General features: G+C 49.9%; 20 protein-coding genes. 13 read left to right on the forward strand and 7 right to left on the reverse strand.

From position 1 onward, the window contains the following. The first annotated feature begins 116 nt into the window (after positions 1 to 116). A complete protein-coding gene (acnA, locus tag AC566Q_RS03560; protein ID WP_499613783.1) occupies positions 117 to 2,828 on the forward strand; it encodes an aconitate hydratase AcnA in 2,712 nt (903 codons plus the stop codon). Positions 2,829 to 2,882: 54 nt separating this feature from the next. On the opposite strand, the gene AC566Q_RS03565 is transcribed toward acnA, so the two are convergent. After that, positions 2,883 to 3,794, reverse strand: coding sequence for a sugar phosphate isomerase/epimerase family protein (locus AC566Q_RS03565; protein WP_499613786.1), 912 nt, complete (start codon positions 3,792 to 3,794; stop codon positions 2,883 to 2,885). A gap of 54 nt (positions 3,795 to 3,848) precedes the next feature. On the opposite strand from AC566Q_RS03565, the gene AC566Q_RS03570 reads away from it, so the two are divergent. The 4 genes from AC566Q_RS03570 (at position 3,849) to AC566Q_RS03585 (ending at position 10,659) form a co-directional block, all read left to right on the forward strand. Beyond that, complete coding sequence (locus AC566Q_RS03570; RefSeq protein WP_499613788.1) at positions 3,849 to 4,562, forward strand: 3-keto-disaccharide hydrolase; 714 nt, start codon at positions 3,849 to 3,851, stop codon at positions 4,560 to 4,562. 73 nt (positions 4,563 to 4,635) lie between these two features. Beyond that, complete coding sequence (locus tag AC566Q_RS03575; RefSeq protein ID WP_338065258.1) at positions 4,636 to 5,511, forward strand: solute carrier family 35 transporter; 876 nt, start codon at positions 4,636 to 4,638, stop codon at positions 5,509 to 5,511. A 33-nt stretch (positions 5,512 to 5,544) separates the two neighbouring features. Further along, positions 5,545 to 6,186: a LysE family translocator gene (locus tag AC566Q_RS03580; protein WP_105934612.1), complete on the forward strand. Its 642-nt coding sequence runs from the start codon at positions 5,545 to 5,547 to the stop codon at positions 6,184 to 6,186. Between the two features lie 156 nt (positions 6,187 to 6,342). Then, a complete protein-coding gene (locus AC566Q_RS03585; RefSeq protein WP_499613790.1) occupies positions 6,343 to 10,659 on the forward strand; it encodes a hypothetical protein in 4,317 nt (1,438 codons plus the stop codon). A gap of 2 nt (positions 10,660 to 10,661) precedes the next feature. Here AC566Q_RS03585 and AC566Q_RS03590 read toward each other — a convergent pair whose 3' ends face one another. Continuing rightward, the gene (locus tag AC566Q_RS03590) at positions 10,662 to 11,321 is read right to left on the reverse strand and encodes an SDR family oxidoreductase (protein WP_499613791.1); all 660 of its coding nucleotides are present in this window, start codon (positions 11,319 to 11,321) and stop codon (positions 10,662 to 10,664) included. A 261-nt stretch (positions 11,322 to 11,582) separates the two neighbouring features. Here AC566Q_RS03590 and rpsF point away from each other — a divergent pair, with 261 nt between their 5' ends. Genes rpsF through rplI form a run of 3 tightly spaced genes read left to right on the forward strand, consistent with a single transcriptional unit; the run spans position 11,583 to position 12,695 of the window. After that, on the forward strand, positions 11,583 to 11,975 hold the full coding sequence (gene rpsF / locus AC566Q_RS03595; protein ID WP_123323922.1) for a 30S ribosomal protein S6: 393 nt from the start codon (positions 11,583 to 11,585) through the stop codon (positions 11,973 to 11,975). A gap of 12 nt (positions 11,976 to 11,987) precedes the next feature. Beyond that, the gene (rpsR, locus tag AC566Q_RS03600; RefSeq protein ID WP_070178620.1) at positions 11,988 to 12,215 is read left to right on the forward strand and encodes a 30S ribosomal protein S18; all 228 of its coding nucleotides are present in this window, start codon (positions 11,988 to 11,990) and stop codon (positions 12,213 to 12,215) included. A 27-nt stretch (positions 12,216 to 12,242) separates the two neighbouring features. Continuing rightward, a complete protein-coding gene (gene rplI / locus AC566Q_RS03605) occupies positions 12,243 to 12,695 on the forward strand; it encodes a 50S ribosomal protein L9 (RefSeq protein ID WP_499613794.1) in 453 nt (150 codons plus the stop codon). 64 nt (positions 12,696 to 12,759) lie between these two features. Here the strand turns inward: rplI and AC566Q_RS03610 are convergent, their stop codons facing one another. The 4 genes from AC566Q_RS03610 to AC566Q_RS03625 all read right to left on the reverse strand — a co-directional run bounded on the left by AC566Q_RS03610 (position 12,760) and on the right by AC566Q_RS03625 (position 15,194). Next, positions 12,760 to 13,485: a 3TM-type holin gene (locus AC566Q_RS03610; RefSeq protein ID WP_499613795.1), complete on the reverse strand. Its 726-nt coding sequence runs from the start codon at positions 13,483 to 13,485 to the stop codon at positions 12,760 to 12,762. A gap of 11 nt (positions 13,486 to 13,496) precedes the next feature. Beyond that, positions 13,497 to 14,036 (reverse strand): glycoside hydrolase family 108 protein, encoded by a 540-nt coding sequence (locus tag AC566Q_RS03615; RefSeq protein ID WP_499613799.1) that lies wholly within the window; start codon positions 14,034 to 14,036, stop codon positions 13,497 to 13,499. Between the two features lie 98 nt (positions 14,037 to 14,134). Next, complete coding sequence (locus tag AC566Q_RS03620) at positions 14,135 to 14,548, reverse strand: gamma-glutamylcyclotransferase family protein (protein ID WP_499613802.1); 414 nt, start codon at positions 14,546 to 14,548, stop codon at positions 14,135 to 14,137. Positions 14,549 to 14,552: 4 nt separating this feature from the next. Continuing rightward, positions 14,553 to 15,194 (reverse strand): MOSC domain-containing protein, encoded by a 642-nt coding sequence (locus tag AC566Q_RS03625; protein WP_499613805.1) that lies wholly within the window; start codon positions 15,192 to 15,194, stop codon positions 14,553 to 14,555. Between the two features lie 196 nt (positions 15,195 to 15,390). Between AC566Q_RS03625 and AC566Q_RS03630 the strand changes: the two genes are divergently transcribed. The 3 genes from AC566Q_RS03630 to AC566Q_RS03640 are packed head-to-tail and all read left to right on the forward strand — an operon-like array spanning position 15,391 to position 17,450. After that, entirely contained in the window at positions 15,391 to 15,966 is a 576-nt protein-coding gene (locus AC566Q_RS03630) for an RNA polymerase sigma factor (RefSeq protein ID WP_499613808.1), read from the forward strand. Continuing rightward, a complete protein-coding gene (locus AC566Q_RS03635) occupies positions 15,959 to 16,444 on the forward strand; it encodes a hypothetical protein (protein ID WP_499613811.1) in 486 nt (161 codons plus the stop codon). The genes AC566Q_RS03630 and AC566Q_RS03635 overlap by 8 nt, the downstream gene beginning before the upstream one ends. 37 nt (positions 16,445 to 16,481) lie before the next feature. Beyond that, positions 16,482 to 17,450, forward strand: coding sequence for a DUF4097 family beta strand repeat-containing protein (locus AC566Q_RS03640; RefSeq protein ID WP_499613814.1), 969 nt, complete (start codon positions 16,482 to 16,484; stop codon positions 17,448 to 17,450). A gap of 300 nt (positions 17,451 to 17,750) precedes the next feature. Here AC566Q_RS03640 and AC566Q_RS03645 read toward each other — a convergent pair whose 3' ends face one another. Beyond that, a complete protein-coding gene (locus AC566Q_RS03645) occupies positions 17,751 to 18,794 on the reverse strand; it encodes an IS110 family RNA-guided transposase (RefSeq protein WP_499613817.1) in 1,044 nt (347 codons plus the stop codon). Positions 18,795 to 19,121: 327 nt separating this feature from the next. On the opposite strand from AC566Q_RS03645, the gene AC566Q_RS03650 reads away from it, so the two are divergent. Together AC566Q_RS03650 and AC566Q_RS03655 are read left to right on the forward strand one after the other, a co-directional pair. Then, positions 19,122 to 20,267 carry a hypothetical protein gene (locus AC566Q_RS03650; protein WP_483309842.1) on the forward strand — a complete coding sequence of 382 codons (1,146 nt, stop codon included), beginning with the start codon at positions 19,122 to 19,124 and terminating at the stop codon, positions 20,265 to 20,267. Positions 20,268 to 20,512: 245 nt separating this feature from the next. After that, on the forward strand, positions 20,513 to 20,764 hold the full coding sequence (locus tag AC566Q_RS03655; RefSeq protein WP_499613820.1) for a hypothetical protein: 252 nt from the start codon (positions 20,513 to 20,515) through the stop codon (positions 20,762 to 20,764). Positions 20,765 to 20,770: the final 6 nt, after the last annotated feature.

The following is a 20,770-nucleotide window of genomic DNA, read 5'->3' on the forward strand; positions in this document are numbered from 1 at the left end:
ACGCAATGCTGTTAAATGTGTAAGTGTAAGAATTTAATCAGGTTATTGGCTGGTTAGGAAAATGCATGAACGGTTAGAGGCAAGTAATCACAGCAATGAAAAAGGAAGCGTAAAACATGAAATATCAAACCTATTCGCCGCTCAAGGTGAATGACCATTCCTATTCTGCGATCAATTTTGACAAGCTTTCCGAACAGTACGATCTGGCAAGACTACCCTTTTGCGTCAAAATTTTACTCGAAAACCTGCTGAGGCACGAGCACACCGATTTTGTCAGCGATTCCGACATAGAAACCATCGCCAGATGGGATACCAGCGACGGCGACGATCATGAAATTTCTTTTGTACCGGCAAGGGTGATCCTTCAGGACTTTACCGGCGTGCCTGCCATTGTTGATTTAGCCGCCATGCGCGATGCGATAAACCGTTTAGGCGGCGATGCGCAGGCGATCAATCCGCTCAATCCGGTTGAGTTGGTAATTGACCACTCGGTGATGGTGGATCACTTCGCCGAGGAAGACGCGCTTGAAAAAAACACTGCCATCGAGGTAGAGCGTAACAAAGAACGCTATCAGTTTTTAAAATGGGGACAGTCGTCTTTCAATAATTTTAAGGTGGTGCCACCGGGCCGCGGGATCGTGCACCAGGTTAACCTTGAGTACCTGGCACGGTGCGTATTTGCCAAAGAACAAGGCGATGAAACCCTGGTGTACCCCGATACGCTGGTAGGCACCGATTCGCACACCACCATGATTAACGGCCTGGGCGTTCTAGGCTGGGGTGTTGGGGGTATTGAAGCGGAAGCGGCGATGCTGGGCCAGCCGGTTACAATGTTACTGCCCCGCGTAGTGGGCTTCAGATTAACCGGGCAATTGCCCGCCGGCGTAACGGCCACCGATATGGTGCTTACCATTACTGAGCAACTGCGTAACCATGGCGTGGTGGGTAAATTTGTCGAATTTTATGGTCCGGGTCTCAGCTCACTGACTACGGCGGACCGCGCGACTATCGCCAATATGGCTCCTGAATATGGTGCCACCTGTGGTATTTTCCCGCTGGATGAAGTTGCGCTGGATTACCTGCGACTGACCGGCCGTGATGCACAGCAAATTGAACTGGTGGAGGCATATGCTAAACAAACCGGTTTATGGCACGACGACAACAGCAGAGATGCGCAATATCATGAAACCCTCGAACTGGATCTGGGTGAGGTGGTTCCATCAGTGGCCGGGCCAAAACGTCCGCAGGATCGCATAGCGCTGGATAACGCCGCCGCTGCATACGATGAATGGTTATCGCAGCAAATCGATGTTGCTGACGTTACCGAAGAGGCTGATTTTGTTGCCGAAGGCGGTGATGCGCCGGTGGTCGATGAAGATCACGCTTCTTATGTGAAACTTGGTGATAGCGCCTTTAACCTGGAAGATGGCGCAGTAGTGATCGCGGCTATCACCAGTTGTACTAATACTTCAAATCCATCAGTACTGATGGCGGCCGGTCTGGTGGCTAAAAAGGCGGTCGAACTTGGTCTTACCCGCAAACCCTGGGTGAAAACTTCACTGGCACCGGGCTCTCAGGTAGTAACTCAGTACCTGGAAGATGCGGGCCTGATGCCTTACCTGGAACAGCTTGGTTTTAATCTTGTTGGTTATGGTTGTACTACCTGTATCGGTAACTCAGGGCCATTGCCGGACGCTATTGAAACCGCCATTCGTAAAGCCAAACTGTCGGTGACCTCGGTACTGTCCGGCAACCGCAACTTTGAAGGGCGTATTCACCCGGATGTGGCGGCTAACTATCTTGCCTCACCACCGCTGGTAGTTGCTTACGCACTGGCAGGTAACATGAAAATGGATATCGCAAATAGCCCAATTGGTAAAGATCAGCAGGGCAGTGATGTATATCTTAAAGATCTGTGGCCAACGCCAGAAGAGGTTCAGCAATACATTAAAGACAATGTGTCCGGCGAATTGTTTAAGGCAAAATATGCCGATGTGTTTAAAGGCAGCGGTGTCTGGAACGAGCTTGAAGTGTCTGATACCTCGGTGTACGACTGGCCGGATTCGACCTACATTGAGCATCCGCCGTTTTTTGAGACCATGTCGACCACGCCGGACCCGATTGGCGCCATTAAAGACGCACGCTGCTTGGTAAAGGTGGGGGATTCCATCACTACCGACCATATTTCACCGGCAGGCGCCATTGCGCCGGACAGCCCGGCTGGAGAATACCTGCAGGAATTAGGGGTAACGCCTGAGCACTTTAACTCCTACGGCTCACGCCGGGGTAACCATGAAGTGATGATGCGCGGTACCTTTGCTAATGTGCGTCTTAAAAACCAGTTAGCGCCGGGCACCAGTGGCAGTGCTACCACGCACTTCCCAAGTGGTGATGCGATGTCTATTTATCACGCTGCCATGCGGTATAAGGAGGAAAAAGTGCCGGCCATTGTAATTGGCGGTAAGGAGTACGGTACTGGTTCCAGCCGTGACTGGGCAGCCAAGGGGCCGTCGTTGATGGGCGTGAAGGCAGTGATTGCCGAAAGCTTTGAGCGTATTCACCGTTCCAACCTGATTGGGATGGGTATTTTGCCGCTGCAGTTTAGTGAAGGTGACAGTGCCGAATCCTTAGGTATCGAGGGCAATGAACAGTTCTCTATTGAGCCGGTGGAACGCGGTCAGAAAAGCACGCAGATGACCGTTACAAAGGTTGATGGCAGCACTCTGACGGCAGATTTAACGGTGCGTATCGATACTGCCAATGAATTTACGTATTACGAGCACGGCGGCATTCTGCATTACGTGATCCGTGAGTACCTTAAGGCGTAAATGCTAACAACAAAAAAGGGGCCCTGGCCCCTTTTTTTACGGTTGCTAACAAGCTTAGTACTTATCGTTCAGACGACTGACCGTAAGGTAGCCTTGCTTGATAGTTTCGACCATATCATCAGTTTTATCACGCTCAACAAATTTATGCTCAATACCCGATAACTCACCGTGTGCAAAAATATCATCAAAGTTAATCGTGCCTTTACCTACGTCGGCAAATTCGCCCTGGGCATCCATGTCTTTTACGTGCCAGAGCTTAAAGCGGCCCGGGTTGCGCTTGAAATAATCTACCGGGTTCAGGCCCGCTTTCACTGTCCAGTATAAGTCCAGTTCCATGGCAAGCAGATCTGCATCACACTCATCCAGCAGCACGTCGTATGGCACCTGGCCATTCATGTTCTCAAACTCAAAATCATGGTTGTGGTAGGCGAGCTGAATACCATTGGCCTTAAAGGTTTCGCCAAGTTTGTTTAAACGCTCGGCAAGACGCTGATAACCGGCAATATCAGTACTGCGATCTTCAGGGAAAATGTATGGCACCACCACGTATTTGTGGCCCATGGTCTTAGCGATTTCGATCTGTTTTTCGACGTCAGCGTCGGTAGACATAAATTTAAGTAATACGTGAGAGGACGGAGCGGTTAAACCCAGTTCGTCCATTAACGCTTTAACGTCTTTAGGGGCGTTGTCGTAGAAACCGGCAAATTCCAGCTCTTTGTAGCCTACGCTAGCAACCAGTTTTAAGGTGTCAGTCACGCTTTTTTCCATCATGCTGCGCAGCGTGTAAAGTTGCAGACCAACGCGGTTTTCTTTGGCTACAGTGGTAACACTTGAGGCACCGCCACAGGCTGTGGCACCCAATAATGCACTAACCCCGGTGGCCGACATCTGCATAAAGCGACGGCGGCTAAGAGGGGCCGATGACATAGGCTGCGTGGCTGAACCTGATTTATGATTTTTCGACATTTATTTTCTCCCTTTCATTGACTGATTACAGTCTTACTGGGTTAGATTTACCGGTTGCTCGGGGGCTGGCCCTGTGCTGCCCCACAGGAAAATCTGGAGCCCTGGCAACAGGCACAAAAAACGGAAGTCTGGGAGCCCGTTCCCGAAGCGGTAGAAACGCCGGTAGGCAAAGCGCCGTCTGATGCGGTTGTGCTGTTTGACGGTACCGATCTTTCCGCCTGGGAATCGGTCAAAGGCGGTGAAGCGGCCTGGACATTAGGTGGTGACACAGTCACTGTGAAGCCTGGCACGGGTAACATCCGTACCAAGCAATCTTTCTGTGATGTGCAGCTGCACGTTGAATGGCGTGCACCACAGCCAGAGGAAGATATGGACGGGCAGAAACGCAACAACAGTGGCGTATTCTTCCAGGAACGTTATGAGATTCAGGTACTCGATTCTTATCAGAACAAAACCTATCCTAACGGACAGGCTGCATCGGTTTACAAGCAAACCATTCCATTGGTGAATGCCACCCGTCCGCCCAGTGAGTGGCAGGAATACGACATTATTTTTACCGCGCCAAAGTTCGACGGTGAAGCGTTGGAATCGCCTGGCTATGTTACGGTTATTCATAATGGTGTAGTGGTACAGAACCATGTGGAAATCCAGGGCACCACCGAATGGATTGGCGCGCCTAAGTACAAAGCCCATGGCTGTGCCCCTATCCAGTTACAGGATCACGACAATCTGGTGAGCTTCAGGAATATCTGGCTCCGCGAACTCTAAGCTGTCAAAATAGCGTTAATATATACCCGGCCTCGCCGGGTATTTTTTTGCGTTTAGTTACTGGGTACAACAAATGATGGGTGAATTTGCCGCGCTGTCGGCGGCACTTTGCTGGGCAGTATCAGCTCGTCTGTTTCAGACACTAGGCAAGTTTTTTAGCCCTTTGTCGCTTAACTTTTGGAAAGGTGTTGTTTCCGTTGGTTTACTCCTTAGCGTATCGCAGCTTTTAACGCCACCTGGCCAACTGCCAACCGCGGTGTGGGGCTGGTTGCTGCTTAGCGGAGTAATCGGTATTGGTCTCGGTGATACTTTTTTCTTTCAGGCGCTGAATAAAATCGGTGATGCGCAGTCTATCCTGATTGCAGAAACTCTGGCACCGGTATTAACCGCACTACTGGCCATGGCATGGATTGGTGAGTGGTTAAGCTGGCAGCAGTGGCTGGCGGTGGCGCTGGTGATCATCTCAGTGGACGTAATTGTAAAAATTCACAGGCGTGCGGCGTTAACTTTATTTTCGCCAACGGGGTATGTTTATGCAGCGCTGGCGGCACTTTGCCAGGCCGCCGGCGCGGTTATCAGCCGCGATGTGCTGACTTCCTTTGAGATTGATGCCTTCAATGCCAGTCTTATCCGGCTGCTCGGTGGCCTGCTGATTGTCTGTTTGCTGATGGTGTTTACCAGACAGCGCTGGCTGCCAACCACAACAGATAAAGGTAAAACCTGGCGGCTGTTTATCCTGGCGGTGTTTATCGGCACCTTTATGGCGCTGACCTTACAAATGCTGGCTTTTAGTTATACCAAAGCCGCCGTTGCACAAACACTGCTGGCAGCCAGCGTGCTACTTTCCCTGGGTATTGGCTGGTTGCTGGGTGACAGAGTAAATCGTAACGTCGCGGTCTGGTCTGCTCTGGCGGTTGCCGGGATTGCCATGTTGGTGTGGCTGGAGTAAGTTACTCTTATTACTGTTAGGCCAGAGTGCATCATGTTTGACGTTATCAATGTTATCCCGTTTATCTTCGCCTGCCTGTTACTAAACATTCTGCCCGGGCCGGATTCGTTATACATCATTGCCCGCAGCGCTACCCAGGGTGCTCGCGCCGGAGTGGTAGCATTACTGGGGATCATGGCGGGTGTGAGTGTGCATATTGTGGCTGCTGCGCTGGGGTTAAGCGCCTTACTTGCTACCTCAGCCTGGGCTTTTACAGTGGTAAAGGTGGCGGGTTGTGCTTATCTGCTGTACCTCGGCTTTTCCATGCTAATCGCAAAACAACAAACCCCGCCCGATGATGGCCAGAGCATTGAACTAGCCCGTACCACAAGCCTGCAACGGATATTTGCCGGCGGCTTTTTCACCAATGTGTTAAACCCCAAGGTAGCGCTTTTTTTCCTGGCCTTTGTGCCGCAGTTTATTCCCGCTGAAGTGGCCGACAAAACGCAGATGTTCCTGGCGCTGGGAGGAATCTTTACCCTCACCGGCACGTCCTGGTGCCTGCTCCTCGTAATCGGCACCGTGTGGTTGCGAAAGCGGCTGTCGGGTATAGGCCGCTTAAGCTTTTGGCTAAACAAAGCGGCTGGTGGCCTGTTTGTGTATTTTGCCGTGAAACTGGGGCTGGCCAGTGCCTGATAGCGTTGGTTAATCGCATAGTTTTGGTTGATCAAAAATGCCGCCGGCGCTATGCTCTGGCTAAATAATGTACAATCAATATCACTAAATTATAACGTTTGATGGTTACTGCAGTTCGCTAGCGATTGGGTGTAACGTTATATAAGCCGGACGCTTATGACGCCATTCAAACGCAACCTCTCCAAGCTTCTGTTTATCGCGCTGGTGCTGGCTCTGGGCACAATCATTTCCGGCGTTATTTATTATTTCAAAATGGATAGTAACGAGGACACCCTCAACACGTTGCTATTTCGCGAACTCAAGCAAATAGAAGGCACGCTCCACCGCAGTTTCGACAAGGTGAAAGTCACGTCTCAGTATATTCTTGCCGATGACAATGACCAGCAGCAGTGTGATGTTAACCAGGATGTGTTGAAAACAGCCATCGAAAAACTCTCGGTTTCAGACGACCTGGCCGCCATGCGGGTGGAAGAAAAAGTCAGGGTTTCCTTACCGCCGTCATCCTCCTATATATTGTCGTTTGAGCCGTTCGACCAGGCAAATTTTGTTAGTTACAAAGCCTGTAAAGCGCCGAATGCTATGAGCGCTTATTTTAAACTTCATTTGTCGGGTAAAGTCAGTGACTCTTTAGGCCAGCGGGTGGCACGTTTTCAGACCGTCGCGCTGGTTGATGAAAGTGGCAAGGTGCTCTCAGTGGTTAATCATGCATCGCAGTTAAGTGACGAAACCGAACTGCTGATCAAACGCATCACCCATTTACACCCACCCGCAGAGTCAGCTGCAGATGAGGCTGCCTCGCCCAATATGGTGATTGAGGGAACAAACTTTATAGATACGCAGGTGAGCGATATTGACTTCAGAGTGTACGTGCACCCGATAATGGAAACCGCCTTAACGGTGGCTGGTCAGGAGCTGTATTTGGTTGGGGTGATAGAAAAAAGCGCCATCAACCAACAGAAACTGAAGCTGTCTCCCACGCTGCTCATGTGGCTGATTTTAGGCCTGCTGTTTTTAATCGCTATTACTCCGCTTATTAAACTGCGCTATATCAGTACCACCCATGCCATCGCCAGGGGCGACAAAAGCCAGATAATGCTTGGTATGACGATAGCCATGGGTCTTGTCACCATAGGGTTAATTCAGGAGTTGTTCTTTAATTATTTTGAAGAGGTAAAAGCTCAGCAGCTGCATTTGATGCATCGCGAAATCAGTCATGACTTTGTGGAGGAAGTGAGCACTGTGCTCAACATTGTGGAACAGGCGACGGATGAAAAGTGTAAACGCCATCGTCCCGCCAGTGGCGAGTCTGGCGTGTATGATAATCAAATTTGTCAGGGAACCCTGACTGCTGAGAGTCATCCCTCACCAGGCGCGCTCGCGCACAAGCGAATTGTTGAAACGGTGGCGGTAATCGATGCAACTGGCACGGTGAGTACCGATTATCCAGTGCTGTATAGCTCGGAGCATCTGGTTTTCGAGCAAACCATCAACCTGGCTAAGCGAAACTATGTGAAAGCCGGTTTGGCTGGTCAGTTCTGGCAGTTGTCCCACTCAGAGGATGGCAGGATGTCGCAGTTTTTTATCCAGAGGGTGTTTAATATTGAAGATGGCCGTAAAAATGCCATGTTGTCGATCCCGTTTGCAGCAGGTAGGTTTGATGATGAACCGGCGCCTTATAGTGTAGAAGCGTACAGCCAGTTCCGGCTGGCCCAGACTTTCTCTAGTTACCAGAAAAAAGGTTTCCAGAAGCCACTCCAGCAAAGTGCTAATGCTGAGCCAAAGTTAATTATAGCCGGCACCCGGTTGGGTAGTCTGGTTGATCGGGTTATGCCTAATAACTTTGGCTTTGCAGTGATAGATGAAGACGGCAACGTGTTGTTTCACAGTGATGACTCACTCAGCCTGATTGAAAACTTCTTCACCGAAACCAACCGTAACCCGGAGCTGTTAGTCGCCTCTGAGCACAATCAGTTGCTTTCACCTACGTTAATAGAGCTGGACTATAAAGGCAGCCCGCATACGGTGCTTATTGGCCCGATGAAAGCTAATGGCTCCGGCGCAGCAGCGGTGAACAGCGTGCCCTGGCGACTGGCTGTGTTTTTTAACCCGGAAGCATTGCAAACCAATAACATGATCCTGGTTTTTCTGGCGGTCCTGCTATTTATGCTGGTAGTGATCCCGGCATTTATTGTACTGCGTTATGGCATATTGCAACGTTTCTGGCAGGAAGTGGGCTACTTCGATACTGCACATGTCACGCGTTATAAAACCTATGCGCTTATTTTGTTTGCTACCGGGCTTGGCATTCAGTATCAGACCGGAGTGATTCTGCCGTTTACCAGTCGTATGGTGATGTGGGCCGGCTGTTGCGCACTCATTGGTGTGTTTCTGGCGAACAGGTTTCGGGTAAATGCGGCTCACTATAGTTTGTGGAAACGCCCGATGACAGGCTTTGTGCTGATTACCGCGTTGTTATTTATGATTGATGTCATTAATCAGTCGGGAGTACAGCGCGAACTGCTTGCGGTGAACCAACTATTTGCGGTGGCCGGGTTAGTCATCATTGCCGCGGCGGTAGAAGCGTTTCGAATATGGGGCAGACAACCGATAGCGGAGCAACGTCCGCGCAATAACAGGTCAGCAGAGCAGCGCCGTTATACGTCAGGTTACGTGTGGTATCTGAGTGGATTATTTTATCTGGCCGCAGTGGTGCCATCTTCGTTAGTTGCTTTTACAGCCCATGACTATTTACTTCAACGCCAGGCGAGCTTTGAAGCCAGTCATATCAGGCAGAGCATGCTGACCCACCAATTTGGCTATGAAGATTATCTAAGCTTTCTTAACGCCCGGCCCTGTGCACCGTCAGACACTTCGTTTCCCTGTGGTATGGCTGCCGGATACCGGTTACCGGAGTTAACCAGTAGTTTTTATCCTGACGTCATACAAACCTCTTCAATCGCCGATTGTGATTTGCTGTGTAATAAATGGGTGATGATAAACCGATCTCCTGACCACGCTCCGGCAAGACCTGATAGCTTCTTTAATCAAATGTTTAGCATTACGCCGAGCCAGACCGAGTTTGTCAGCCATTTAACCTTTGCGGCGAAACAAGACCTTACCGGCGCCAGCGAAGCGATGCATGGTAACGATTTAGGTTACCGCGCCGATTTGCTTATGCTGGCTGCTGTCAGGGAGGGGAGTGGGCCGCTAATAGCGCTCATTATGTTCTTAGGATTGCCTTTTGGTATTTATTGGGCGGTGAGGCAAGTACTTGTCCAGCGATTGATGGGGGAGCATTTACAGGATCAATACCGGGTGCAGCCGGACTGTGCTGAGCTAACTGGCGCTACGGGGTGTTTCCCGGATATTGCAGGCGGGGTAGCACGGCCAACTGGTCAGTCGTATCTAATCCTGAATGCGACGCGGCTTCAGGCAGAGAAAGCCCTGAACCAACAAACTGACAACTTATTTCAAAACCGGGTATTCCGCCTGCCAGAATGCCTGAGGGGCAGTGATGGGGGGGATTACTTACTGGCCGAAATTGAGCAGGCCGTAAACAGTGTATCGCCTAGGCAACTGGTGGTGGCCATATCAGCGGTAGAGCAGGTCAGTGGCGACGATGCCTTACGCCAGCAGGCGCTGGGCTTTCTATACGCGCTGCATAATCAAGCAGGCGTGACGCTGGTGATGGTAGCGGAAACCGCTCCGCTTTATCGCTTACTCAATCCAGGCGCCTATGACAATGAAGCGTCTGAAAAGACCCTTTCCAGCGATGAAAAAAGTGGCTGGAGTAAGCTATTTTCAGAAATGACCAAGCGTTATGCCTGGTCTCCCGTCCAAAAGCAGCGCCTGAGTAACCCCTTTGATGTGAATTTACTTATCACATCTGAATGTCAGGCCTGGCCGGAAATTCATCATTTAGCCACTGCGCTCGACCAGCAAACCTGGTGCTTTAAAGAGATGGCTGGCGATAACATCAACGAAGCTCAGAGAGGCGATTACTGGGTGCCAGAACAGGTCATCGAGTTTATGCTTGAACACGCTGGCGCTCTTTACCGGCGCAAGTGGGAAGAGTGTACGCGCCAGGAGAAGCTAATCTTATGGACGCTGGCGAATGGAGCCAGCATTAACCCCGCTAATGCTGTTATTATTGAACGGCTGGTGCGGCGGGGATATCTGTTCCGTGATAAAGGCTGGCACATTGTTAACGAAAGCTTCAGGCAATTTATACTCACGGCCGAGAACGAAGCGGTGATTGGCCATTGGCTCGACAATGCAAATAGTGGCGCCTGGAGCGTATTACGCATCCCTGTTTTTGTATTGTTGCTGGTACTGCTGGTGATTTTTGTTTATTCCAGCGGCAGCTCCCTGAATACGCTATTGAGCCTGGCAACTGCCGCTCTGGGTCTTATACCTTTATTGCTGAAAAATCTCTCTCTGCTCAAAGGTGGTGTCACTACCGACATTGAGTAAGGCTAAACGGCAGTAATCAGGCGCTCTATTGCTTCGCTTAAGAGCTCATCGCCATCGGTAAGCTCGATGATCTGCCGGCGGAGGGTGGGTTTAGCAATGAGTGCCGCCAGGGTATTGGCTACGTTACCCCGTTTTACCGAACCGTAGGGGAGGGCATAGTCGAGACTCACCTTATCATCACCGTCTTCATCAAGCAGCGTGCCCGGGCGCAGGATAACCCAATCCAGCGATGATTTTACCAGGCGGGCGTCGGCTGCTTTCTTCACCTGCATGTAATGCTCAAACCCTTCGCCAAGCCCTTTAGTGCGCCCGGCCTCTGGAAAGGCCGAGACTAAATAAAAACGTTGAATACCCATTTCCTCGGCCAGTTCGGCCAGCAGTGCCGGGGTCTCGCCGTCGATTTTGCTGGTTCTCTCCTTACCGCTGCCCGCAGCGCCGGCGGAAAAAACAATAATCTCCTGGTCTTGTAACAGCGCTTTATAGTCGTCGCGGGTAAGGCTCATCATATCGCCTTCAACCGGTTTCGCACCTTGCTGTTTTAGACAATCAGCCTGTTCAGGCTTGCGGTGTAATGCTGTTACCTCGTGCCCCTGGGCAATCAGTTGCGGCAGAAGACGATGACCCACACCGCCGGTAGCACCAATAAAAAATACCCGACTCATAACACCTCCTCGGTTGAAAATTTCATAGTTCACAATGGGAGTGGGGATAACATTAAGTGTTTTCTACCCGGTAATGGCAAATCTGGATTAGCAGGCAAGGGTTACAGAGGATTACTCAAACAAAGGATATTCGTTGAATAAAGCTTGTGCAGTCATAAGAAGCTCTATATAATGCGCGCCCTTACAGCCACCCAAATTAAGTTCCTTGTCTCCATGCAGATGGCTGTACTGCGCGAGGCTACAACCGTAAGGAGCGTTTTAATGCGTCATTACGAAATCGTTTTTATGGTTCACCCTGACCAGAGTGAACAAGTACCAGGTATGATCGAGCGTTATACCACAATCCTGAAAGCAGATGGCGGACAAATCCATCGCTTGGAAGACTGGGGCCGTCGTCAACTGGCTTACCCAATCGAAAAACTGCATAAAGCACACTACGTTCTGATCAACGCTGAAGCGACTGCTGAAGCTGTTGCTGAACTGGAAACTGCTTTCCGTTTCAACGATGTTATCCTGCGTAACATGGTTATGCGTACCAAAGGTGCGGTAACTGAAGCTTCTCCTATGATGAAGGAAGAGCGTCGCGAACGTCGTGAAGATTCTGCACCTCGTGGCGAGCGCGCAGAAAAACCTGCAGCATCAAGCGAAGAATAAGGAGAATTAATCATGGCTCGTTTTTTCAGACGTCGTAAATTCTGCCGTTTCTCTGCAGAAGGTGTTGTTGAGATTGATTACAAAGATATCGCTACGTTGAAAAACTACGTAACAGAAAGCGGTAAAATTGTACCTAGCCGTATTACCGGCACCAGCGCTAAATACCAGCGCCAACTGTCTAGTGCTATCAAGCGTGCACGTTTTCTTGCACTGCTTCCGTACACTGACTCTCATAAGTAATCTGGCGAAGAATAAGGGGTAGCATCGATGGAAATCATTCTACTGGATAAAATCGCCAACTTAGGCGGTCTGGGTGACACTGTCACAGTTAAAGCTGGCTTTGCACGTAACTTCCTTTTCCCACAGGGTAAAGCAGTGCCTGCAACCAAAGCAAACGTTGAAAAATTTGAAGCGCGTCGCGCAGAGCTGGAAGCGAAAATCGCTGAACAGCTGGCTGCTGCTCAGGCGCGTGCCGACAAGGTTGCTGAGCTTGGCGAAGTAACTATTGCTGCACCAGCGGGTGAAGAAGGCAAACTGTTCGGTTCTGTTGGTACTCAGGACATCGCTGATGCGATTACTGCAGCTGGCGTAGAAGTAGCGAAAGCAGAAGTTAAACTGCCTACCGGTACCCTGCGTGAAACTGGCGAGTACGACATCGACCTGCAATTACACTCTGACGTAATGGCAACTGCTAAAGTAGTTATCATCGCTCAGGCGTAAGCGCTAAGTGATTTACAAAAAACCGCGCTCCGGCGCGGTTTTTTTATGATTGTAATAATACTTTCTAGCGACGGCCCAGTTTACGAGGGCCAAAGCGGCGCCGCGATATCACCTGCTGTTCATCTTCCTGTTGCATCTCGGCGATTTTCGCCTGCAAAGCCTTTCTGCTCTGGCTATCTTCTGCATTCGGGGCACCATCTTCCTTCATGTTTATCAGCGCTGCCTCCACCACAGGGTTAACCTGATTAGCCCGTGAGGTATCAAAGTCGGACTCTTTGGCCAGCGTATCGCCAAACACTTTGTCGGGCTCATCGTTATTCATTTCCAGCTTTCTGAATTCTGCTTTGGTTTCTATCAGTGCCTTAACTGCCTGTGCCTGAGTCTCACTAAACTTAAACTGCTGGCTTTTTAGCTGCATTCTACCACCGAAGTAAAAGGCAATAATCACGCTTAGTAGTGTCCAGTAGCCGTCGGGGATTGAACTTAAGGCCAGGGTTATTTCGGCAAGGTGGGTGGGCGAAAAATAAGCGATCACAAAGATGAACAGGATCAGTGACACTATCATGGGCCGGATAAGGCGGTTAAATGCATCGGCCAGTGAATCTGCCCAGGTGCGGTTTTGGCGCGCATTAAACTCGGCCTGATAGGTTTTTAACAGCGCCATTTGTTCGTCGGCGGAACGTTGTGCGTCTTTTTCTTTGTTGGAAGTAAATACGCCAGCCACAGTTTCTACGCCTTTAGAGACGGAATCGGTAATTGCCGAGATGGGGTTTTCAAAGAGTTTGCTCATAACCGTTTCTCCTAGGCCACGCGGTAGTCAGGTAAGAAGCTTCTGGCTCTGGCCAGCCAGCCTTTCAGAAAGACATTCTGGCTGGCGTCATTGGTTACAATATCGGAGTAGAACATCTGGCGTTCTTCAACCAGTGCTACAACCATCCAGTCGCCCAGTTCCTGTAAACACGCATAGGCCTGGGCTTTACTTTTAGGTCCCATAAGGCCATCTACCACTAACGGGCCATAACCTGCGTCATTACAGACTTCCTGTAAAAATTTGATGGCTCGCCGCGGCCCGTGATTTACTGCACTGTCGAACAGGAAAGGCTGAATAGGCGGCGGAAGTTTATCGATGCGTGGCACGCGGTAATAATTGAGCTCGTAGATGTCTCTGGCGGTTTCCACATCCAGGGCTTTTACCATATCAGCTGTAACGGCCACTTCCAGATAGCGGGAGAGGGTTTTTTGGGTAATGCCGAAATTAGTGGGGCCGCCACGGTCTGCCGGATGGTTCACATAGCCGCCTTCTTTAACCAGTATCTCGTCTATCATCGTTTCTACATCCATGTTGCCTCCTGCTATTAGGGTCGCCTGGTTAATAATTAAACACTCAAACCCGGTGATTTGCCACCTTTGTGGTTAATTAATGTGCAGCTGGTGGGGCGTTACGCCTGGAATAGATGGCGGTAAGAACGAAGCATCAGGCGGGCACTGCTGTGGGCAGTAAAGCGTCGCTCCGGGCAGGAGCGGCCTTTGCCTTGCCGGCGGGTGTAAACCCAGGCCTGGATGGCTTTATTACGTAAACGCAGACAAACCCTTTCCCGTTGGTAATAAGGGACGTCCTCCCAGTGGTCTGCCGCTTTTAGTTGTTCAGGCGTTAGCCAGAGGAGTGAGCCGCGCACGCTTTGGTGCGGCGAAGGCTGGATAAACCGATAGCCGTCGTAGCCCATGCGCAAGCGCCATCCGCGTAAAACTGCGGGTGCGGCGGTGACAGTACGGCCAAATAAGCGGCGCTGATAGCGCGGCAGCAGCAATGTACCGTAACAGAATACCGCAGCCGATTTGGGCGGCAGGGTCAAATGGTCAGCGCCTGGACTTAGCGATGGCTTTCTCACACTTGCCCCGCCACTCATCATCCAGTACCTCAAGGTCAACATAATGACTGGCTCTGGCAAAATAGTCGGGGTTGTAAACGCTGCGCATCAGCTCACCAACGCTAACAGTGTGCTCCGGTCTGCTTTCAAGAGAAACACCATCGCCAGTATGGATAATGCCGGTTTGCAATACCCGGTAATACCAGCCGGTAATGCCGTGATTGCCGGTAAAACGGTCGAGATTAGGTGTATTAAATCGCTGGTTAATTTTATTACAGGGCGCGCGTGGGGCGCCTACTTGCACAACCACTTCACCAAAGGTGTAGACATCACCAATCATCACATTTTCATCGGTCATGCCCTCAACAGTGAGGTTTTCGCCAATGCTGCCGGCTATGGCTTGCTCAGCCAGGGCCGGATAATGTTGCTTTATTAACTCGTAACCTGCGAGACTGTACTGATGAAGCACTTTTTCCGGGCCGCCATGCAAGCGCTTATTGGCCTGGGTGTCTTCGTCGGTTCTGTCCTGATGAACGGTAAGAAAATAAGCCGGCTGTTTACAGATGGCTGATAGCGCTTTTCTTGGTCCGAGCGGCGCGGGTTTTCCGGCATATAACGCGGCTACTTGCATAATCGTTCCTCTTTAACGGCTGGGAGGAGTATCCCGGTGCCAACCAGTATAGCGAAATTGGTAGTAATACTTCAGCCAGCAAAACCGTTTCGTGCAAAAAAATGCTGAAATTTATGTTTGCCATTTAAACCTTTCAGCACAGCCGGACGACAAAGCTTTTGACAACACTAAAGAAAAGTAAGCAGACACACTCAGTATGACGGTAGAACAGGGAAATGTAGTAAATGCCGAAGCAGCATTTACCCAACATCAACTGCAGCAGCAAATAGAAGCGGCACAGCAGGGCGATATGGTTGCCTACCGGCAATTGTACGACCGGTTTGTAGGCAAGGTGTATGCGTTGAGCTACCGGTTAACCGGCGATGCAGCGATGGCAGAAGATGCCACCCAGGAAGTGTTTGTTCAGGTATGGAAGAAGTTAGGCAATTTTTCCGGAAAGAGCCAGTTTGCCACCTGGCTACACAGCGTGACAGCCAACATCACCATTAGCTATCTGCGTAAGCAAAGAGGGTGGTTAAAACGGATGTTTTCTATGGAGCCGGAAACGGAACAACAATTACTGGCTGAACCGGCAACAGACCTTACGCAACTGGACAAATGTATTGTGAGATTACCGGAGCGGGCGAGGCTGGTGTTTGTGCTGCATGCGGTGGAAGGATATCGGCACGAGGAGATTGGCCGCATGCTCAATATGGCAACCGGTACCAGTAAGGCCCAGTATCACCGGGCCAGAGCATTTTTAGAGGAATGGTTGGGAGAAGGCAGTGAATAATCATCCGGACAATTTAAAGCGACAGCTCGACAAGCTGCCCGAGGATATTAAGCCATCACGGGATTTATGGCTGGGCATCGAACTGGCCATTACCCATGATGCGCCTGCCCAGCCAGCGCGCTCGCGGTGGCCGTTGGCGGCTGCAGCTGGCTTAGTTTTACCGGCAGTACTGGTGTGGCTGTTTATGAGTGGTAGCCAGCCACCGGTGGGTTCTACCAATCCCACCGTGGTTGCCCAGATGAGTAAACAATTTGAATCGCAGAAGGCTTCATTACTGGTGGCTTACCGCGACCAGAACGCCGTGGCTGATAACTGGCAGGGGCAGCTGGCTGAACTTGAGTCAGCGGCCGATGCAATTAAGGCCGCTTTGAAAAACGATCCGAATAACATGGCGCTCTTGCGAATGCTGCAAAGCGTGTATCAACAACAAATTGACCTGATTGAGCGAGTGCACGCGCCCAAATGGCAACAAATTTAATAGGTGAATTATGCAATCTTTAACGACTACACATTTTATGAAAAAACCTTTTATTAAGAGAATATGCTGGGGCGCGGCAGTGGCAGGCGCACTGCTGTCTGCGAGCGCGCTGGCTCAGGAAAAGGTCGACCGGGTGCTCGATACCGACAGCAAGCCCTTTGTGGAAATGGAACACGTGTATGGCAAAGCCGACATTAAAACCTGGGATAAAAATCAGGTAAGAATCACCGGTACCCTGGGGGAACTCACTGAGGAGTTTACCTTTGAAAAACGCGGTAACTCAGTAGTGATTGATGTAGAGGTTAAAAATAATCACTATCGCTGGGAAGATAAAGACGAAGCGAAGGACAATCTAACCGTCTATGTGCCGGTAGGCAGCCGCTTTGCCTATGAAACGGTTAATGCCAATGTAAAAATAGAAGGGCCACAGGGCGGTACATCCATTGAAGTGGTCAACGGTGATATTGAGGGCCGTAATCTGGGCGGCAAGGTTAACGTTGAATCAGTAAACGGTGATATCGAACTAAAAGGGATTACCAGCATGCTGACTGTTGAAGCGGTTAACGGCGATATTGAAGTGGAGCACGACAGCACAGAACCGCTCGAGGTAGTGAGTGTTAACGGTAAAATTGACGTGCGCAGCAATAGCCGCGAAGTGAGCGTAGAAACGGTGAACGGTGATTCATCCCTGGAGCTGGTTGAGGTAGACGATCTGGAGATGACCTCAGTGAACGGCGACGCGCGGGTATCGATGAGCCTGGCGGAAAATGCCGATGTAGAAGTTGATACCGTGGGTGGTAGCATTACATTGAACTTCAGTGGCGATGTGTCGGCCCGTTTTGAACTGGAAGCGCACGCAGGCGGCAGCATTCGTAACAACATCAACGATAGCAAAGTCAGCAAGGCCAAATACGGCCCGGGCCAGTGGATAGATTTCACCGAGGGCAATGGTAACAGCCGGGTACGAGTCTCCACAGTAAACGGCCGCGTAACGGTAAGTAAGTGAATGAGCGACACAGTCGCTCATTCATCCCGGAGATTTCGAAAGAAATCATCCGGGATCTCTTTTTGCCGTCATACCGTATATGGACTCCTCTTGTCATGCAATACCTAATTTGCGATGCTGTCAGGTGTGAGATGCGTGCGTATATTCGGACTCTTATTAGGTAGCTAGCCTGGTCCATTGATGTGCTCGCTCCCCCATGCCTTTTGCGGCTTAAAGGTTTTTCCAACCGCCGGGATGAACAGGCGCTTGGGGGACGGTCTGACCTGATTAACGTCGCATTACGGGTATTGCAGAACCTGGTTAAATGGTAACAGACTCAGGGGCTTGATAGGGCTGTTGGTAGTGCACCATGGCCCAGGCCATCCTGACGGTTTTGTTGGCTAATGCCACGGCGGCTCGCCTTAATCCTCGTCGTTCAATTAATTGTTTCATCCAGACTTCGCGGGTATTTCGTGGCGCTCGTTTGGCGACGACTTTTATTTTAGCCAGCGCGCCCTGAATAAGGTTCGCTCTGAGTTGTTTCTTGGCGATGCGCTGACTGATACCCAGCATGACGACTTTGCCACCGCTGCTATGCTGTTTGGGCGTCAGGCCAATACAGGCTGCCGCCTCCCGACCGTTCTTGAAGGCTTCACCGCGCGTCCCGAGTGCAAGATACAGGTTCAGGGCATTCACCGGCCCCACGCCATCGAGCTTCTGTAATTCGTGACATTGCTCATGTGTTTTCAGTTGAGCGCGGAGCTGCTTTTCAGCCTCCCTGACGTGTTGCTTTAAACTTATCCAGAACTGATATTGTTGATGAAGCGGTGCCCGAAGCATCATGGGTAGCCCATTCTCGGCATCTTCCAGGATATCGGGGATGCGTTCACGGAAGGCTTTCTCTCCTTGTGGTATCACAAGGCCGAACTCAAACACGATAGCGCGGATAAGGTTACTGGTGGCAATCGCGATATCCTGATAATGCTTACGCATCTTCTCCATTGCCTGCAGTGCTAACTGGTCATCACTTTTTATGGCCACCGGTTTTAAGTTTGGTTGTCGCGCCGCGATGCCAATCGCTATCGCATCATTCTTATCTGTTTTATGGCCCTCAACAAACTTTTTCACGAAGCGGGCCGATATGAGTACGGGCAGATGACCTAAAGCCCGTGCCTGCTTCGCCCAGTAATGGGCACTGCCACAGGCTTCCATGGCAACAACAGATGGCGCTTGTTTGGCTAACCAGCCAGGCACCTGCTGACGGCGTAACTCTCGATTGGTTTTAACTTGGTTTTGCTTATCTAAAATACAAACCTGAATAACATTTTTTGCTAAATCCAGGGCAATTACGTTATCTTGATACATGTATGGACTCCGGTTTTTTTGTGCAAGAAATAACCTACCTCCCTCGGGGGGAGGAGTCCATACATCGGAAAGTGCGAAGCACTTATCCGGGATCTCCTGAACAGGCTTACTCATCCAAACAAACATTTGCCGGCAGCTAGGTTGTTACGAAGATACCGGCGCGGTGGCCGGTATGACGATAAGAAATGTCTCCCGGGAGCACCACAGCAAGCCTGAGTAATTTAAACCGACCCTGGCGGTTAACCTGACACTGATGGGGAATTTGATTTAAAAAAACAGCGTGTTATGCTTAAATTTCATCAAATTTACATAAAGGAATATGTTAACATGGTAAAAAAACTCATAACTTTACTGGCTTTCATCCATGCTGTGTTGTATTCCGCAAACACTGCTGCCGAGCAAACTCAGTCATTATCTCAACCACTGGTAAACCAACTCATTGTTTGTAACTCCGTTATTAACGGTGGAGAGAGTGCCTGTTCGATGTATGACGACTCATACATACAAGCGCTTGGTAATATGTTAATCGGCGATACCCAAAATTGGGAATGTGAGCAAAACCCAAATGATCCGAGTTGCGGTTCGAATACGTCACCCTCTTTGCAATCCGCAACAATACTTATAATCGATGTTGAAAGTGGCACATCTGATTACTACCTGGCAAGTAAAGATATGCTCGGCACGGTGACCGTTACCTCGCAGCCAACACCGGCTTCACTGAATAATATCGTTAGTGATTTTATCACCGTTGATGGGCTGCATAGAACGCTTCGGGAAAAGCTGAGTTTTGAGGAAATATCGGAAGCTAATATTGTGAATAGTAACAATATTAATATTGAAAATCTTACACCCGGTCAGAGCAGAATTAATTCAGGATCAGGCTATAGCAGCGTAGATTGCCCTTCTGCCATTGCCTACAAGGTTGCTTCAAGCTGCGAGGCATTGATTAATGGGATTATCGATAGCGTGTATGAATACGACAGCAATGTTGATTATCTAAACCAAATATCGGTTGATTTGTCATTCTCGTTGGCGAATGTTGTTGTTTCTGTCAATTACGAAGATTTAATGACTGTACCATTAGTCATTGAATTTGAAGATGGTTCACTTTTAGTCATAACAATTGTGTTTACAGGTCCTACTCCAGCAAAGTCGGTAGACATGCAGAGAAGTACAACGTCTCAGGGGCGGACATTTGAGGGATATTTTGCAGCCAACGGTGCTTCCGGCATCGCTGATGATGGTTCGACCCGATCGTCTGGCGCTGAAGCCAGAGCCTTGTTTGGACGTTGGTCGCAGTGTCGAACGGTATCACAGCTCATAGGCAGGGATAATGAATATCTGGTGACAACCGGCACCAGAGAAGACGGTACCACTTATGTGATTGCTATTGAAATGATTGGTAGTCGTCCAATCTATGTGAATTCGATTACTTGTGACACTATGCCGGTAATAAACCCACCATCAATGTAGTAATTTGAAAAGTAGAACATTCGGAGCACTGGTAAAAATAGTGCTCCGATGAAGGTTACGGTGCTGCCGTGCGACTGGGCGCTGGCGGCCAGTACTTCCAATTTACAACATATGGGGGAAGTGCTATTAGGCGCATATTTCATAAATAATCAGGTTCAACCAAATGAGTCTTTTTTTTAGCCCCCCCGGACCTCAACGGAAATCTTTGTTACCCTGACCAGCCTTGTTAACCACTTCACAACTTCATGGCAAAACCAAATAAAAAAGGGCCGGTTAAAACCGTCCAGATTTCCTGTTTACAATGCAAGACGCCGCTTTTTAAGTATCGAAAGGGCGGTAAGGGCGCACTGGTAAAGTGCTTCAAGGAACGAATTGTTGAAGATCACACCACAACTCCGTGTCACTGCCCTGGCTGTGGTCAGGAATTTGCCCGGGATACCCTTATTCGGGGCGTGCCCGCCTACAAAATGATAGGCGGCAAAGTGCACATGAAATGAGACGCT

The organism is Alteromonas sp. H02 (assembly GCF_059682525.1).